The organism is Streptomyces sp. SudanB182_2057, assembly GCF_964272715.1.
Classification (GTDB): domain Bacteria; phylum Actinomycetota; class Actinomycetes; order Streptomycetales; family Streptomycetaceae; genus Streptomyces; species Streptomyces rubradiris.
The window spans coordinates 6,100,740-6,115,270 of record NZ_OZ186798.1 but is presented as its reverse complement, the minus strand read 5'-3'; the positions used below and the strand labels follow the sequence as shown (position 1 = coordinate 6,115,270).

Annotated in this window: 17 protein-coding genes; 2 read left to right on the top strand and 15 right to left on the bottom strand. The window is 73.6% G+C overall.

Annotated features, from left to right (window positions below; all coding sequences use genetic code 11):
• Positions 1 to 20 precede the first annotated feature (20 nt).
• From trpC to hisI, 6 genes are all read right to left on the bottom strand, one after another.
• The gene (gene trpC, locus ACSURM_RS27110) at positions 21 to 830 is read right to left on the bottom strand and encodes an indole-3-glycerol phosphate synthase TrpC (RefSeq protein ID WP_359042492.1); all 810 of its coding nucleotides are present in this window, start codon (positions 828 to 830) and stop codon (positions 21 to 23) included.
• A gap of 141 nt (positions 831 to 971) precedes the next feature.
• On the bottom strand, positions 972 to 1,406 hold the full coding sequence (locus ACSURM_RS27105; RefSeq protein ID WP_436961191.1) for a DUF2752 domain-containing protein: 435 nt from the start codon (positions 1,404 to 1,406) through the stop codon (positions 972 to 974).
• Between the two features lie 196 nt (positions 1,407 to 1,602).
• The gene (locus ACSURM_RS27100) at positions 1,603 to 1,860 is read right to left on the bottom strand and encodes an HGxxPAAW family protein (protein ID WP_359042493.1); all 258 of its coding nucleotides are present in this window, start codon (positions 1,858 to 1,860) and stop codon (positions 1,603 to 1,605) included.
• A gap of 137 nt (positions 1,861 to 1,997) precedes the next feature.
• Positions 1,998 to 2,636 carry a TIGR02234 family membrane protein gene (locus tag ACSURM_RS27095; RefSeq protein ID WP_436958360.1) on the bottom strand — a complete coding sequence of 213 codons (639 nt, stop codon included), beginning with the start codon at positions 2,634 to 2,636 and terminating at the stop codon, positions 1,998 to 2,000.
• Between the two features lie 52 nt (positions 2,637 to 2,688).
• Positions 2,689 to 4,167, bottom strand: a complete 1,479-nt coding sequence (locus tag ACSURM_RS27090) for an anthranilate synthase component I (RefSeq protein ID WP_436958359.1) — start codon at positions 4,165 to 4,167, stop codon at positions 2,689 to 2,691.
• A gap of 11 nt (positions 4,168 to 4,178) precedes the next feature.
• Positions 4,179 to 4,580, bottom strand: coding sequence for a phosphoribosyl-AMP cyclohydrolase (hisI, locus tag ACSURM_RS27085; protein WP_436958358.1), 402 nt, complete (start codon positions 4,578 to 4,580; stop codon positions 4,179 to 4,181).
• Positions 4,581 to 4,708: 128 nt separating this feature from the next.
• Between hisI and ACSURM_RS27080 the strand changes: the two genes are divergently transcribed.
• A complete protein-coding gene (locus tag ACSURM_RS27080) occupies positions 4,709 to 5,344 on the top strand; it encodes a TIGR03085 family metal-binding protein (RefSeq protein ID WP_436958357.1) in 636 nt (211 codons plus the stop codon).
• A gap of 9 nt (positions 5,345 to 5,353) precedes the next feature.
• Here the strand turns inward: ACSURM_RS27080 and ACSURM_RS27075 are convergent, their stop codons facing one another.
• The 9 genes from ACSURM_RS27075 to hisD form a co-directional block, all read right to left on the bottom strand.
• A complete protein-coding gene (locus ACSURM_RS27075; RefSeq protein WP_436958356.1) occupies positions 5,354 to 6,586 on the bottom strand; it encodes an MFS transporter in 1,233 nt (410 codons plus the stop codon).
• Positions 6,587 to 6,693: 107 nt separating this feature from the next.
• A complete protein-coding gene (gene hisF, locus ACSURM_RS27070; RefSeq protein WP_436958355.1) occupies positions 6,694 to 7,449 on the bottom strand; it encodes an imidazole glycerol phosphate synthase subunit HisF in 756 nt (251 codons plus the stop codon).
• Positions 7,450 to 7,455: 6 nt separating this feature from the next.
• Positions 7,456 to 7,851 (bottom strand): RidA family protein, encoded by a 396-nt coding sequence (locus ACSURM_RS27065; protein WP_436958354.1) that lies wholly within the window; start codon positions 7,849 to 7,851, stop codon positions 7,456 to 7,458.
• A complete protein-coding gene (gene priA / locus ACSURM_RS27060) occupies positions 7,848 to 8,573 on the bottom strand; it encodes a bifunctional 1-(5-phosphoribosyl)-5-((5-phosphoribosylamino)methylideneamino)imidazole-4-carboxamide isomerase/phosphoribosylanthranilate isomerase PriA (RefSeq protein ID WP_289965617.1) in 726 nt (241 codons plus the stop codon). The genes ACSURM_RS27065 and priA overlap by 4 nt, the downstream gene beginning before the upstream one ends.
• A 3-nt stretch (positions 8,574 to 8,576) precedes the next feature.
• The gene (gene hisH, locus ACSURM_RS27055; RefSeq protein WP_436958353.1) at positions 8,577 to 9,233 is read right to left on the bottom strand and encodes an imidazole glycerol phosphate synthase subunit HisH; all 657 of its coding nucleotides are present in this window, start codon (positions 9,231 to 9,233) and stop codon (positions 8,577 to 8,579) included.
• The gene (locus tag ACSURM_RS27050) at positions 9,224 to 9,388 is read right to left on the bottom strand and encodes a hypothetical protein (protein WP_030605407.1); all 165 of its coding nucleotides are present in this window, start codon (positions 9,386 to 9,388) and stop codon (positions 9,224 to 9,226) included. Before ACSURM_RS27050 ends, hisH begins: the two co-directional genes overlap by 10 nt.
• A gap of 3 nt (positions 9,389 to 9,391) precedes the next feature.
• Entirely contained in the window at positions 9,392 to 9,985 is a 594-nt protein-coding gene (gene hisB, locus ACSURM_RS27045) for an imidazoleglycerol-phosphate dehydratase HisB (protein WP_146468424.1), read from the bottom strand.
• Positions 9,982 to 11,088, bottom strand: coding sequence for a histidinol-phosphate transaminase (locus tag ACSURM_RS27040; RefSeq protein WP_436958352.1), 1,107 nt, complete (start codon positions 11,086 to 11,088; stop codon positions 9,982 to 9,984). Before ACSURM_RS27040 ends, hisB begins: the two co-directional genes overlap by 4 nt.
• Positions 11,085 to 12,410, bottom strand: coding sequence for a histidinol dehydrogenase (gene hisD, locus ACSURM_RS27035; RefSeq protein ID WP_436958351.1), 1,326 nt, complete (start codon positions 12,408 to 12,410; stop codon positions 11,085 to 11,087). The genes ACSURM_RS27040 and hisD overlap by 4 nt, the downstream gene beginning before the upstream one ends.
• Positions 12,411 to 12,688: 278 nt before the next feature.
• Here hisD and ACSURM_RS27030 point away from each other — a divergent pair, with 278 nt between their 5' ends.
• Positions 12,689 to 14,272 (top strand): oxidoreductase, encoded by a 1,584-nt coding sequence (locus ACSURM_RS27030; RefSeq protein ID WP_436958350.1) that lies wholly within the window; start codon positions 12,689 to 12,691, stop codon positions 14,270 to 14,272.
• Positions 14,273 to 14,531: the final 259 nt, after the last annotated feature.

The window sequence follows — 14,531 nt, the reverse complement described above, 5'->3', positions numbered from 1 at the left end:
CGGCACCAGCCTAGCGGGAGTCAGCTCCGGCCGTGCCGCAGTGCGGGGTGCTCGCCCGCGGCGACCAGGTCGGCGACGGCCGCCTTCGGGTCACGGCCGGTGACCAGGGACTCGCCGACCAGGACCGCGTCGGCGCCGGCGTTGGCGTAGGCGATCAGGTCGTGCGGGCCGCGCACCCCGGACTCGGCGACCTTCACGAGGTGGTCGGGGATCTCCGGGGCGACCCGCTCGAAGGTGCCGCGGTCGACCTCCAGCGTCTTGAGGTTGCGCGCGTTGACGCCGATGATCCTGGCGCCCGCGTCCACCGCCCGCTCGACCTCCTCCTCGTCGTGCACCTCGACCAGCGGGGTCAGCCCGATGGACACCGCGCGCTCGATCAGCGACTCCAGGGCCGGCTGGTCCAGGGCGGCCACGATCAGCAGCGCGAGGTCGGCGCCGTACGCGCGGGCCTCCCACAGCTGGTACGACGTGACGATGAAGTCCTTGCGCAGCACCGGGATGTCGACGCGGGCGCGGACGGCCTCCAGGTCGGCGAGCGAGCCGCCGAAGCGGCGCTGTTCGGTGAGGACGGAGATGACGGAGGCGCCGCCCGCCTCGTAGTCCGCGGCGAGGCCGGCCGGGTCGGCGATGGCGGCCAGCGCGCCCTTGGAGGGGCTGGACCGCTTGACCTCGCAGATGACCTTGACGCCGTCGCCCTTGAGCGCGGCCACCCCGTCCTTGGCGGCGGGGGCCTTGGCCGCGCGCTCCTTGAGCTCGTCGAGGCTGACACGGGCCTGCCGCTCGGCGAGGTCGGCACGGACTCCGTCGATGATCTCGTCGAGCACACTCACGCGAGCGGCCCCCTTCCAGACGGTGGGTTCCTTCAGGCTCTTCGAAGCCCGTGGTCAATGCGATGGTATCCGCAGCGGTGCGGTGGCTTCGCATCCGGTTGACGGCGGTCCCACTCCGTGGACATCCGTTCGCCGGTGCGGTCAGGGGCGGAGCCAGCCGCCGAACGGCAGGTTCCGCAGGACGGTGAAGGCCAGCAGCAGGGCGACGACGGTCCACAGCCACACGGGGCCGAGACCGGCCCGCAGCGGACGGCCGCAGGCGGCGCGGGCCGTCCAGACGGTCCACAGGACGGCGAAGCCCAGGTAGGCGGCCACGGCCGGCGCGTTGGCGTGCAGCGCGGTGAGCAGGTCGCCGTGGACGAACGCGTGCGCGCTGCGCAGTCCGCCGCAGCCCGGGCAGTACAGGCCGGTGAGCAGGTACAGGGGGCAGGCGGGGTAGTGGCCGCTCTCGTTGGGGTCGACCGCGCCGACGTAGGCGAAGGCCCCGACCACGGCCGCGAACAGCCCCAGGGGGGCGGCGAGCCGGCGCCGGACGGGCACGGCGGGCGGCACCGGCCGCGGGGCGGCGCCGGGCACGGGGTGCGGGGCGCCATCGGGGGCCTGAGGCGGGACCGTACGGCTGTCGGCGTTCACGCGGGCATTCTGCCCCGGACGCCGCGGCTCCGCCCGCCGGGCAGGCCCGGGAGCGGTCGCGGCCCTGAGGTCCAAAGAACGCGAGAGGCGGTCCGCATCCCTGCCGGGTGCCGGGCCGCCTCTCGGGGAAAGGCCGGGCTCAGCGGCCCGCGGCGGCCGGCTCCGGGTTCGCGGACGCGCGCGTCACGACGGCGGTCTGCTTCGGCTGGCCGAGGCCCATGGCCCGCATGATGGCGCCGACCACGCCGCCGAGGAGCGTGAGCGCCATACCGGCCCAGAAGCCGACGGGCTGGGCCATCACCATGAAGGCGCCCGCGACGCAGAAACCGATGAAGGCGATGATGACACCGGTCCATGCGGCCGGGGTGTGACCGTGGCCGTGGCTGCTGCCCGCCATGACTTGCTCCTCGTTGTTGCTGATCTACGTGTCGGATGAGGCGTCGTACGCTCGCCGCGTCCATTGTCCCGTAGGCGTGCGCGCGCCGGACGCGGGGGTGGCGTCTGGTTCGCCACACCGCTTCGGGCCGTGCCGGTTCAGGCGCCCGTCGGGTCCTCGCCCCGGTCCAGGGCCTTCCAGATCTCCTCGGGCCGCTCCGGGTCGGCCGGGCGGGCGGTGCGCCGGGGGCGGGCGGTGCCGCGTTCGTAGCGGCCGGACATCGCGGGCCACAGCCGGCCGTAGCGCAGGGCGAGCAGCCCGGCGAGCAGGATCAGCAGCCCCCCGGCGGCCGCGACGTACGGCCAGCCGGTGTGGGTGAGCGCGTGGACGGTGGCGGAGCTGTCGCCGCTCACCTTGGCGGCCCGCTCGTCCAGCGCGGAGCCGTCGGAGACGGCCGCCAGGGCCGCGACGGCGATGCCGGCGCCGGACAGCGCGAGCAGCCCGGCGACCGCGAGGCGCCCGGCCCGACGGACGGCGAAGACCGCGACGAGCGCGGCGAGGCCCACTATGGCGAGCGCCGCGGGGACGCCCGTGACGTCGCTGCCCTTGGCCGTCAGCGGGAACGCGCCGCCGGCCACCGCCGCGGTGCCCTCCGCCCAGCGCTGCCGGGTCGCGAGCAGCGCCACGGCCGCGCCGAGCGCGCCGAACAGCAGGGCCACGGCGAGGCTCCGCCGGCCGGACCGGGCGGGTGCGGGGGCTTCGGAACGAAGGTGAGGTACGGCAGTCACGTACTCCACTATCGCCTGAACCCCCCGCGGACCGTCACCCGGGGTTGCTATGACAAGCGCCCTATTGCCCGAGGCGGTTCGCCGTGTGCACCGCCCGCAGCACGGCCGCCGCCTTGTTGCGGCACTCCTGGTCCTCCGCGGCCGGGTCGGAGTCGGCGACGACACCCGCGCCGGCCTGGACGTACGCGACGCCGTCGCGGAGCAGGGCGGTGCGGATGGCGATCGCGGTGTCGGAGTCGCCGGCGAAGTCCAGATAGCCGACGCAGCCGCCGTACAGGCCGCGCCGGGACGGCTCCAGCTCGTCGATGATCTGCATGGCGCGGGGCTTCGGGGCGCCGGAGAGGGTGCCGGCCGGGAAGCACGCGGTGAGCACGTCGAAGGCGGTGCGGCCGGGGGCCACCTTGCCGGTGACGGTGGAGACGATGTGCATCACGTGCGAGTAGCGCTCGATGGACATGAAGTCGACCACCTCGACCGAGCCGGGCTCGCAGACCCGGCCGAGGTCGTTGCGGCCGAGGTCGACCAGCATCAGGTGCTCGGCGCGCTCCTTGGGGTCGGCGAGCAGTTCCTCGGCGAGCGCCTGGTCCTCCTGCGGGGTGGCCCCGCGGTGCCGGGTGCCGGCGATGGGGTGGACCATCGCGCGCCCGTCCTCGACCTTCACCAGCGCCTCCGGGGAGGAGCCGACGATGTCGAAGCCGTCGAAGCGGAACAGGTACATGTACGGCGAGGGGTTGGTGGCCCGCAGCACCCGGTAGACGTCCAGGGCGCTCGCCGTGCAGGGGGTCTCGAAGCGCTGGGAGGGCACGACCTGGAAGGCCTCGCCCGCGCGGATGCGCTCCTTGATGTCCTCCACGGCCCGCTGGTAGTCGGCGCCGCCCCAGCGGGCGGTGTACTCGGGCAGCCGGGAGGGCGGCAGGTGGGCCGGGGGCTGGGAGACCGGGCGGGAGAGGTCTGCCTCCATGGCGTCCAGGCGGGCCACGGCGTCCGCGTACGCCTCGTCGACGCCGGTGTCCAGGTCGTTGTGGTTGATCGCGTTGGCGATCAGCAGGACCGAGCCCTCCCAGTGGTCCATCACCGCGAGGTCGCTGGTCAGCAGCATGGTCAGCTCGGGCAGCCGCAGTTCGTCGTGCTCGCCGGGGCCGATCTTCTCCAGGCGGCGGACGATGTCGTAGCCCAGATAGCCGACCATGCCGCCGGTGAAGGGCGGCAGGCCCTCCTGGTGCGGGGTGTGCAGGGTCTGGAGGCTGGCGCGCAGGACCGCGAGGGGGTCGCCGTCCGTGGGGACGCCGACCGGCGGGGTGCCGATCCAGTGGGCCTGCCCGTCCCGGGTGGTGAGCGTGGCGGCGCTGCGGACCCCGACGAAGGAGTACCGGGACCAGGAGCGGCCGTTCTCCGCCGATTCCAGCAGGAAGGTGCCGGGGCGTTCGGCGGCGAGCTTGCGGTAGAGCGCGACCGGTGTGTCACCGTCGGCCAGGAGCTTGCGGGTGACCGGGATGACGCGCCGGTCGCCGGCCAGCTTGCGGAAGGTCTCTAGATCCATGGCGGCCGACCCTACGACGCGGACGCCGGAGCGGCGGCGTCCGCGTCCTTCAGGAGCACGTCCTCGTCGAAGCAGGTGCGCGCGCCGGTGTGGCAGGCGGCCCCCACCTGGTCGACCCGGACCAGCAGGGTGTCGCCGTCGCAGTCCAGCGCGACCGACTTCACCCGTTGGACGTGCCCGGAGGTGTCGCCCTTGACCCAGTACTCCCGGCGGCTGCGCGACCAGTAGGTGCAACGGCCGGTGGTCAGCGTGCGGTGCAGTGCCTCGTCGTCCATCCAGCCGAGCATGAGCACCTCGCCGGTGTCGTACTGCTGGGCGATGGCGGGGACGAGCCCGTCGGCGCTGCGCTTGAGCCGCGCGGCGATCTCCGGGTCGAGGCTGCTGGGCCGGGGGTTTCCGGTCGTACTGGTCATGGGTGCCATTGTGCCGCGCGGCACCGGCGGCGGACCCCGCGCGTCCACGGAACGGTCACGGCGGCGACGGGGCCGCGCCGGGAGGGCGACGGGTGGGCGAAGCGATCACCTGGTCGTAGGCTGGCTTCATGTCGACCTTCGCCAAGCGTGAACGGCTGCTGCTCGCCGACTTGTTGGACACCGTCGGTCCGGACGCCGAGACCCTCTGCGCGGGCTGGCGGACCCGGGACCTGGCCGCGCACGTCGTCGTGCGCGAGCGCCGCCCGGACGCGGCGGGCGGCACCCTGGTCAGGCGGCTCGCGCCGCGCCTGGAGAAGGTGATGGCCGAGTACACCGCGAAGCCGTACGGGGAGCTGATCCGGCTGATCCGCACCGGCCCGCCGCGCCTGTCGCCGTTCCAGCTCAAGCAGGTCGACGAAGCGGCCAACATCATCGAGTTCTACGTCCACACGGAGGACGTGCGCCGCGCCCAGCCGGAGTGGACCCCGCGCGAGCTGGACCCGGTGTTCCAGGACGCGCTGTGGTCCCGGCTGGAGCGCGCCGCGCGGCTGCTGGGCAAGGGCGCGCCGACGGGGCTGGTGCTGCGCCGCCCGGACGGGCAGACGGTGGTGGCGCACCGGGGGACGCCGGTGGTCACGGTGACCGGTGCGCCGTCTGAGCTGCTGATGTTCGCGTACGGACGGCAGGGCGTGGCCGGGGTGGAGCTGGTCGGGGACGCGGACGCGATCGACAAGCTGCACGAGTCGAGGCAGCTGGGCCTCTGAACAGGTCCGTCAGCCGGGGAGTTCCGCGCGGCGCAGGGCCGGTACGACGAGGAAGACGAGGCCGCCGAGTCCGCAGACGGCGGCGCTGACGGCGTAGACCGGGCCGAGTCCGAAGGCGCCGGCCGCGGCGGCGGCGAAGGGCATGCTCAACGGGGTGAGGCCGAGGCTGACGAGGCTGGAGACGGCGGTGACGCGGCCCAGGTAGGCGGGGTCGGCCTGGGTCTGGAGCAGGGCGCCGCACAACGCGCCGCTGAGTCCGGTGAGCAGGCCGACGAGCAGGGCGGTGCCGACGGCGGCGGCGAGGCCGGGGACGAAGCCGAGGGCGCCGACGGCCACGGAGCCGGCCGTGCACGCGCACCCGGTGACCAGTCCGGCGCGGGGCAGCCGGCCGCGGGCCGCGAGCAGCAGGGAGGCGGCGCCCGCGCCGGTGCCGAACCCGGCCAGTATCCAGCCCATGCCCGCGGCGCCCCAGCCGCGGTGGTCGGCGAGCAGGGTCAGGCCGACGTTCAGCGGGCCGACGAAGCCGAGGTCGCCGAGCGCGATCGCGATCATGAGGGGGCCGAGGACCCGGTGCCGGCGGACGTGGCGCAGTCCGGCCTTGAGGTCGGCCCAGGCGGTGGCGCCGCGCTCGGTGCCGGCGGGCAGGTCCCGGACGCGGACGGACAGCAGCAGCGGTATCGACAGCGCGATGAGCGCTCCGGCGAGGGCGAAGGCCGCCGGGGCGCCGCCGAGGGCCACGCCGAGGCCGCCGAGCGGGGCGCCGACGACGCTCGCGCCGCGGATGGCGAGGCCGCGCAGGCCCTGGACGCGGGCGAGCTGGTCCTTGCCGGTGATCCGGGCCGGCAAGGCGCCCACGGCCGGCATGAACACGGCGTCGACGGTGCCGAAGACGCACGCGAGCAGGGCGAGCGGCCACAGCCCGGGGCTGGTGAGGAACAGCAGGGCGGCCACGGCGAGGACGGCCGCGCAGCGCACGGCGTCGCTGCCGATCACGACCCTCCTCGGCCCCAGCCGGTCGGCGATCACCCCTCCGCCGAGCATCAGCACGGCCCGGGGCAGCGCGCTCGCGGACATCACCAGCCCCGCCTGCGCGGGCGTCCCGGCCTGGACGGCGGCCCAGGACAACGCGAGGTAGTAGATGTTGTCACCGAGCATCGAGGAGGTGTAGGCCCCGAGCCAGCGCAGCACGTTGGGGTCACGGTGGGCGCGCACGGAGGCGGGCGGTAGGAGCGTGGTGGTCACGCGGGGGGGGTGTCCTCTCGGGCACGGGGACGGTGACGGCGGGCCGGGATCGTAGCCGCCCGTGCGAAGGCCCCGGCCGTCCGGCCGGGGCCTGCTGCTGTGGCTCGCTACCTGACGGGGTGCCCGGCGCCCCGCAGGGTCTCCTTCACCTGGCCGATGCGCAGGTCGCCGAAGTGGAAGACCGAGGCGGCCAGGACCGCGTCGGCGCCCGCCGCGACGGCCGGCGGGAAGTCGGCGAGCCTGCCGGCGCCGCCGGAGGCGATCACGGGGACCGTGACGTGCTTGCGGACGGCGGCGATCATCTCCAGGTCGTAGCCGTCCTTGGTGCCGTCGGCGTCCATGGAGTTCAGCAGGATCTCGCCCGCGCCCAACTCCGCCGCCCGGTGTGCCCACTCCACCGCGTCGAGGCCGGTGCCGCGCCGGCCGCCGTGGGTGGTGACCTCGAAGGTGCCCTCGGGGGTGCGGCGGGCGTCCACCGACAGGACGAGCACCTGGCGGCCGAACCGCTCGGCGATCTCGCGGATCAGGTCGGGGCGGGCGATCGCGGCGGTGTTCACGCCCACCTTGTCGGCGCCCGCCCGCAGCAGCTTGTCCACGTCGTCGGCGGTGCGCACGCCCCCGCCGACGGTCAGCGGGATGAACACCTGCTCGGCGGTGCGGCGCACCACGTCGTAGGTCGTCTCCCGGTCGCCGGAGGACGCGGTGATGTCCAGGAACGTCAGTTCGTCGGCGCCCTCGGCGTCGTACACCTTGGCCATCTCGACGGGATCACCCGCGTCGCGCAGGTTCTGGAAGTTCACGCCCTTGACGACCCGGCCGTTGTCCACGTCCAGGCAGGGGATGACTCGGACCGCCAGGGTCATGACTGCTCAGGCTCCTCTGAATGCTTCTAGTTCCACTTCGACCAGGATGCGCGGGTCGACGAAGCCCTCGACGACCAGCAGGGTCGAGACCGGGCGCACGGAGCCGAACAGCTCCTGGTGGGCCCGGCCGACGGCGTCCACGTCCCGCGCGTGGGTCAGGTACATCCGGGTGCGGATCACGGACTCGACGCCGAGGCCGAACTCCGCGATCGCCTCGACGGCGCTGGTGAAGGCCACCTTGGCCTGTTCGTAGGGGTCGCCCTCGCCGTACAGCACGGTGCCCTTGAAGGACGTCGTGCCGCCCACCAGCACCCGGTCGCCCGCCGCCACGGCGCGTGCGAAACCGAAGGGCTCTTCCCAGGGACTTCCGCTCTGCACGCGCCGTACGGCTTCGGACGTCATGACGACACAGCCTCCAAGGCCTCTTCCAGGGTGAACGCCTTCGCGTACAGCGCCTTCCCTACGATGGCGCCTTCGACACCGAGCGGCACCAGGCCGGCCAGGGCCCGCAGGTCGTCCAGGGAGGACACGCCGCCGGAGGCGACCACCGGGCGGTCGGTCGCCGCGCACACGTTGCGCAGCAGCTCCAGGTTGGGGCCCTGGAGCGTGCCGTCCTTGGCGATGTCGGTGACGACGTAGCGGGCGCAGCCCTCCTTGTTCAGGCGGTCCAGCGTCTCGTACAGGTCGCCGCCGTCGCGGGTCCAGCCCCGGCCGCGCAGGGTGGTGCCGCGGACGTCCAGGCCGACGGCGATCTTGTCGCCGTGCTCGGCGATCACCCGGGCCACCCACTCGGGGGTCTCCAGGGCGGCGGTGCCGAGGTTCACCCGGGTGCAGCCGGTGGCGAGGGCGGCGGCGAGGGTGTCGTCGTCGCGGATGCCGCCGGACAGCTCCACCTTGATGTCCATGGCCCCGGCGACCTCGGCGATCAGGTCGCGGTTGTCGCCGGTGCCGAACGCGGCGTCCAGGTCGACCAGGTGCAGCCACTCCGCGCCGGCGCGCTGCCAGGCGAGGGCGGCCTCCAGCGGGGAGCCGTAGGAGGTCTCGGTGCCGGACTCGCCGTGCACGAGGCGGACGGCCTGGCCGTCGCGGACGTCGACGGCGGGGAGCAGTTCGAGCTTGGCCATGGTCTACAGGGTTCCGATCCAGTTGGTGAGGAGCTGGGCGCCGGCGTCGCCGGACTTCTCGGGGTGGAACTGGGTGGCCCACAGGGCGCCGTTCTCCACGGCGGCCACGAACGGCTCGCCGTGCGTCGACCAGGTGACCTTGGGGGCCTCGATCACCGGGTTGTGGGTTTCCAGGGACCACTCGTGGACGGCGTAGGAGTGCACGAAGTAGAAGCGGGCGTCGGTGTCCAGGCCCGCGAACAGCCGCGAGCCGGCCGGAGCCTCGACGGTGTTCCAGCCCATGTGGGGCACCACGTCGGCCTGGAGCGGCGCGACCGTGCCGGGCCACTCGTCCAGGCCCTCGGCCTCCACGCCGTGCTCGATGCCGCGCGCGAAGAGGATCTGCATGCCGACGCAGATGCCCATGACCGGGCGCCCGCCGGACAGCCGGCGGTCCACGACCCAGTCGCCGCGCGCGTCGCGCAGGCCCTTCATGCAGGCGGCGAACGCGCCGACGCCCGGCACGAGCAGCCCGTCGGCGTTCATCGCCTTGTCGAAGTCACGGGTGATCTCGACGTCGGCGCCCACGCGCGCGAGGGCGCGTTCGGCGGAGCGGACGTTGCCGAAGCCGTAGTCGAAGACGACGACCTTCTTCTTGCCCGACGGGGTGCTCAATTCCACACCTCCAGCCGCATGACGCCCGCCACCAGGCACAGGGCCGCGCCGATGGAGAGCAGCACGATGAGGCTGGTGGGCATCTTCTGCTTGACGAAGGAGATGATCCCGCCGACCAGGAAGAGGCCGACGACGATCAGCAGGGTCGACAGACCGGTCATGGGTTACAGCGCGCCCTTCGTCGACGGGAGGATGCCGGCCGCGCGCGGGTCGCGCTCGGAGGCGTACCTGAGGGCCCGGGCCAGCGCCTTGAACTGGCACTCCACGATGTGGTGGGCGTTGCGGCCGTAGGGCACGTGCACGTGCAGCGCGATCTGCGCCTGGGCGACGAAGGACTCCAGGATGTGCCGGGTCATCGTGGTGTCGTACGCGCCGATCATCGGCGCCATGTTCTCGGGCTCGGTGTGCACGAGGTAGGGGCGGCCGGACAGGTCGACGGTGACCTGGGCGAGGGACTCGTCCAGCGGGACCGTGCAGTTGCCGAAGCGGTAGATGCCCACCTTGTCGCCGAGGGCCTGCTTGAAGGCGGCGCCCAGCGCGAGGGCGGTGTCCTCGATGGTGTGGTGGGAGTCGATGTGCAGGTCGCCGTCGGTCTTCACGGTCAGGTCGAACAGACCGTGCCGGCCGAGCTGGTCGAGCATGTGGTCGTAGAAGCCGACACCGGTGGCGATGTCGGTGCGGCCGGTGCCGTCGAGGTCTATCTCGACCAGCACCGACGTCTCCTTGGTGGTGCGCTCCACGCGTCCAACGCGGCTCATGAACCCAGCTCCTTCTTGACTTCCCGTACCGCGTCGAGGAACGCGTCGTTCTCCTGCGGGGTGCCCGCGGACACCCGCAGCCACCCCGGTACGCCGTTGTCCCGGACCAGCACGCCCCGGTCGAGGATCTTCCGCCAGGCCGCGTGGGCGTCGGCGAACCGGCCGAACTGCACGAAGTTCGCGTCGGACTCGGTGACTTCGTAGCCGATCGCGCGCAGCTCGGCGACCAGCCGGTCCCGCTCGGCCTTGAGCTGCTCGACGTACCCGAGCAGCGTGTCGGTGTGCTCCAGCGCGGCCAGCGCGGTCGCCTGGGTGACGGCCGACAGGTGGTACGGCAGCCGGACCAGCTGCACGGCGTCCACGACGGCCGGGTGCGCGGCCAGGTAGCCGAGGCGCAGGCCGGCGGCGCCGAACGCCTTGGACATCGTGCGGGAGACCACCAGGTGCGGGCGGCCGTCCAGCAGCGGCAGCAGCGAGGCGCCGTGGCTGAACTCGACGTACGCCTCGTCCACGATCACCATGGACGGCTTGGCAGCCTGGGCCGCCTCGTACAGCGCGAGAACGGTCTCGGGCGGGACCGCGTTGCCGGTGGGGTTGTTGGGGGTGGTGACGAAGACGACGTCCGGCTTGTGCTCGGCGATGGCGCGCTCGGCGGCGGCGAGGTCGATCGTGAAGTCCTCGCCGCGGGGACCGGAGATCCAGCCGGTGCCGGTGCCGCGCGCGATGAGCGCGTGCATGGAGTACGACGGCTCGAAGCCGATGGCCGTGCGGCCCGGCCCGCCGAAGGTCTGCAGCAGCTGCTGGATGACCTCGTTGGAGCCGTTGGCGGCCCAGACGTTCTCGATGCCGAGGGGGTACCCGCCGCTCTTCGTCAGGTACTCGGCCAGCCCGGTGCGCAGGCGGACCGCGTCCCGGTCCGGGTAGCGGTTCAGGTCGCGGGCGGCCTCGCGCACCCGCTCCGCGATCCGCTCGACCAGCGGCTCGGGCAGCGGGTACGGGTTCTCGTTGGTGTTCAGCCGTACGGGCACGTCCAGCTGGGGCGCGCCGTAGGGGGACTTGCCGCGCAGCTCGTCACGGATGGGGAGATCGTCGATGCCGGTCACTTGCTCTCGGGTACCTTCCAGCCGAACCTCGCCTTGATCGCCGCGCCGTGCGCGGGCAGGTCCTCCGCCTCCGCCAGCGTCACCACGTGGTGGGCGACCTCGGCGAGCGCGTCCCTGGTGTAGTCCACGATGTGGATGCCGCGCAGGAAGGACTGGACCGACAGGCCCGAGGAGTGGCAGGCGCAGCCCCCGGTGGGCAGGACGTGGTTGGACCCGGCCGCGTAGTCGCCGAGGGAGACGGGGGCCCAGGGGCCGATGAAGATCGCGCCCGCGTTGCGGACCCGGCCGGCGACCGCGGTGGCGTCGGCGGTCTGGATCTCCAGGTGCTCGGCGCCGTAGGCGTCGACCACCTTCAGGCCCTCCTCGATGCCGTCCACCAGGACGATCGCGGACTGCCTGCCCCCCAGGGCGGGCACGATCCGGTCGTCCACGTGCCGGGTGGCCGCGACCTGCGGTGCCAGCTCCTTCTCCACCGCGTCCGCCAGGGCGGCGGAGTCGGTGACCAGGACGGCCGCCGCGAGCGGGTCGTGCTCGGCCTGGCTGATCAGGTCGGCGGCCACGTGCACTGGGTCGGCGGTGTCGTCGGCGAGGATCGCGATCTCGGTCGGGCCGGCCTCGGCGTCGATGCCGATCCTGCCGGTGAAGTAGCGCTTGGCGGCGGCGACCCAGATGTTGCCGGGGCCGGTGACCATGTTGGCGGGCGGGCAGGACTCGGTGCCGTACGCGAACATCGCGACGGCGGTGGCGCCGCCCGCGGCGTACACCTCGTCCACGCCGAGCAGGGCGCAGGCGGCCAGGATCGTCGGGTGCGGCAGGCCGCCGTACTCGGCCTGGGCCGGGGAGGCGAGCGCGATGGACTCGACGCCGGCCTCCTGCGCGGGCACCACGTTCATCACCACGGAGGACGGGTACACCGACCGCCCGCCGGGCGCGTACAGCCCGACCCGCTCGACCGGCACCCACTTCTCGGTGACCGAGCCGCCCGGCACCACCTGGGTGGTGTGGGTCGTGCGGCGCTGCGCGCGGTGGACCAGCCGGGCGCGGCGGATGGACTCCTCGAGGGCGGCGCGCACGGCCGGGTCGAGACCGGCGAGCGCGTCGGTGAGCGCCTGCGCCGGGACACGGACGTTTTCCAGCCGTACTCCGTCGAACTTCTCCGCGAAGTCGATCAGCGCCGCGTCGCCGCGATGATGCACGGCCTCGCAGATCGGGCGCACCTTCTCCAGGGCGGCCTGAACGTCGAAGTCGGCTCGGGGCAGCAGGTCGCGCAGGGCGGGGCCCTCGGGAAGGGCGTCGCCGCGCAGATCGATTCGGGAAATCACGGGGTCAATTCTCGCAGACCGCCGTCGGGAGCCGTTCGCGCGTATCAGTGGCTGATACAGAGCGTGGGCCAATGACCGGGACCGCCGTGGGCCGAAAGCCGGTACTTGACGTCGCGCGGGCGGACGCGACACCGCCCGTCAGCCGCTTCTCCGCGGGCCAATGCCCGGTACAGACGGTGGCCGGAAACCGGACGATCGCCTTCACGTGGAGTGTTCGACGGGTCACCCAACGGGCATGAACGGCTGTACGAAAGGCATCGCACGACGAGAGGAGAGCGGTGACCGAGGGAGCCGGCGTCCGCATCGCCACCGGGGACCTGCCGGACGACCTGACCGCGAGCGAGGCGGGCATGTGGCAGGCCTTCCGCAACGGCAGCGTGTACGACCTGAGCAGCGGGGACCTCGCTGCGGACGACCCGCACGGCGGCCATCCGTGGGGCCCGGAGCGGACCGTGCGGGCCCGCATCGTGTGCTGGCTGCTGCTGGACGGCCCGCCGGCGCTGGCCGGCCGGGTGTCCTCGCTGAAGCTCGTCGGCGTACGGATCACCGGCGTGCTGGATCTCGCCGGCGGCCAGGTGACGCCGTACATGGAGCTGACGAGGTGCCGCTTCGACCAGGAGATACGGCTGCCGGAGGCCCGGTTCACGACCGTGCGGATGGTGGACTGCGCGGTGCCGCGGCTGGAGGCGGCCCGGGTGCACACGGAGGGCGATCTGCATCTGCCGCGCTGCCGGTTCCAGAGCGGGGTCCGGCTGACGGACGCGCAGATCGGCACCGACCTGCTGCTCAACCAGGCGATCGCGTACCGCGACCGCAGCGGCCGGTCGATCGCGGCGGACGGCATGACCGTCGGCCAGGACCTCCAGGCGGAGATGCTGGAGTCGCACGGCGAGCTGAGCCTGCGCGGCGCCCAGATCGGCGTCTCGCTCAGCCTGCGCGGCGCGAAACTCGCCAACCCCCATGCCCGGCTCGCCCTTAACGCCCCGCAGCTCACGGTCGAGCGCACCCTGTATCTGACCCCGGCCGGCGTGGGCGGTCCGGCGCTCAGCGGCACCACGCCCGCGCACGGGACGCGCATCCAGCGCTTCGAGTGCCGGGGCGGGGTGCGGCTGGACGACGGCCGGTTCGGGGACGCCGTCGACCTGGAGCGGGCCCGGTTCGCCCTCACCGACGACCAGGAGCTGTCGCTGCGCCGGGTGCAGACGCCGGAGCTGCGCTTCCTCGGGGACAAGCCGCAGCGCGGGAAGGTGGTGCTGTCGGGCGCGCGGGTGGTGAACCTGGTGGACCGCGCGAGCAGCTGGCCGGAGGCGGGCAATCTGCACATGGGCGGGTTCACCTACGAGAACCTGGTGCCGCAGGGCCCGTTCCCGCTGACCCGGCGCCTGGACTGGGTGGCGGCGGCCACCGCCGAGTACGCCCCGGAGCCGTACGAGCGGCTGGCCTCGGTGCTGCGCTCCGCCGGGGAGGACGAGGACGCGCGCGAGGTGCTGCTCGCCAAGCAGCGCCGGCGGCGCGAGACGCTGCCGCCGGCCGCCAAGGTCTGGGGGTTCGCGCAGGACTGGATCGTGGCCTACGGCTACCGGCCGGGCCGGGCCGCGGTGTGGATGGCGGTGCTGTGGGCGGCGGGCACGCTGGCGTTCGCGCACGCCCACCATCCGCCGATGAACTCCGGCGGCCATCCGGCCTGGAGTCCGGCGCTGTTCACCCTGGACCTGCTGCTGCCGGTGATCGACCTCGGCCAGGCGGGCGAGTGGCAGCTGCGCGGCGGCTGGCAGTGGCTGGCGACGGTGATGATCCTCGCCGGCTGGGTCCTGGCCACCACGGTGGCGGCGGGCGCGACCCGCCTACTGCGCCGAAGCTGACCCACGCAGCACCCGGCTGCCCCGCGAGCCGACTCTCGCCGCCCCCGACCGCTGCGAGCGGACTCTGCCCACGCCGCACCCGACCGCTACGAGCGGAGCCGGACCACGCCACGCCCGGCCGCTACGGCGGAGCCGATCCTCGCCCGCCCCGGCCGCCGCGAGCGGACCCTGCCCACGCCGCACCCGACCGCTACGGACGGAACCGACCCACACCACACCCGCCACTGCGAGCGGAACCGACCCACACCACACCCGCCAC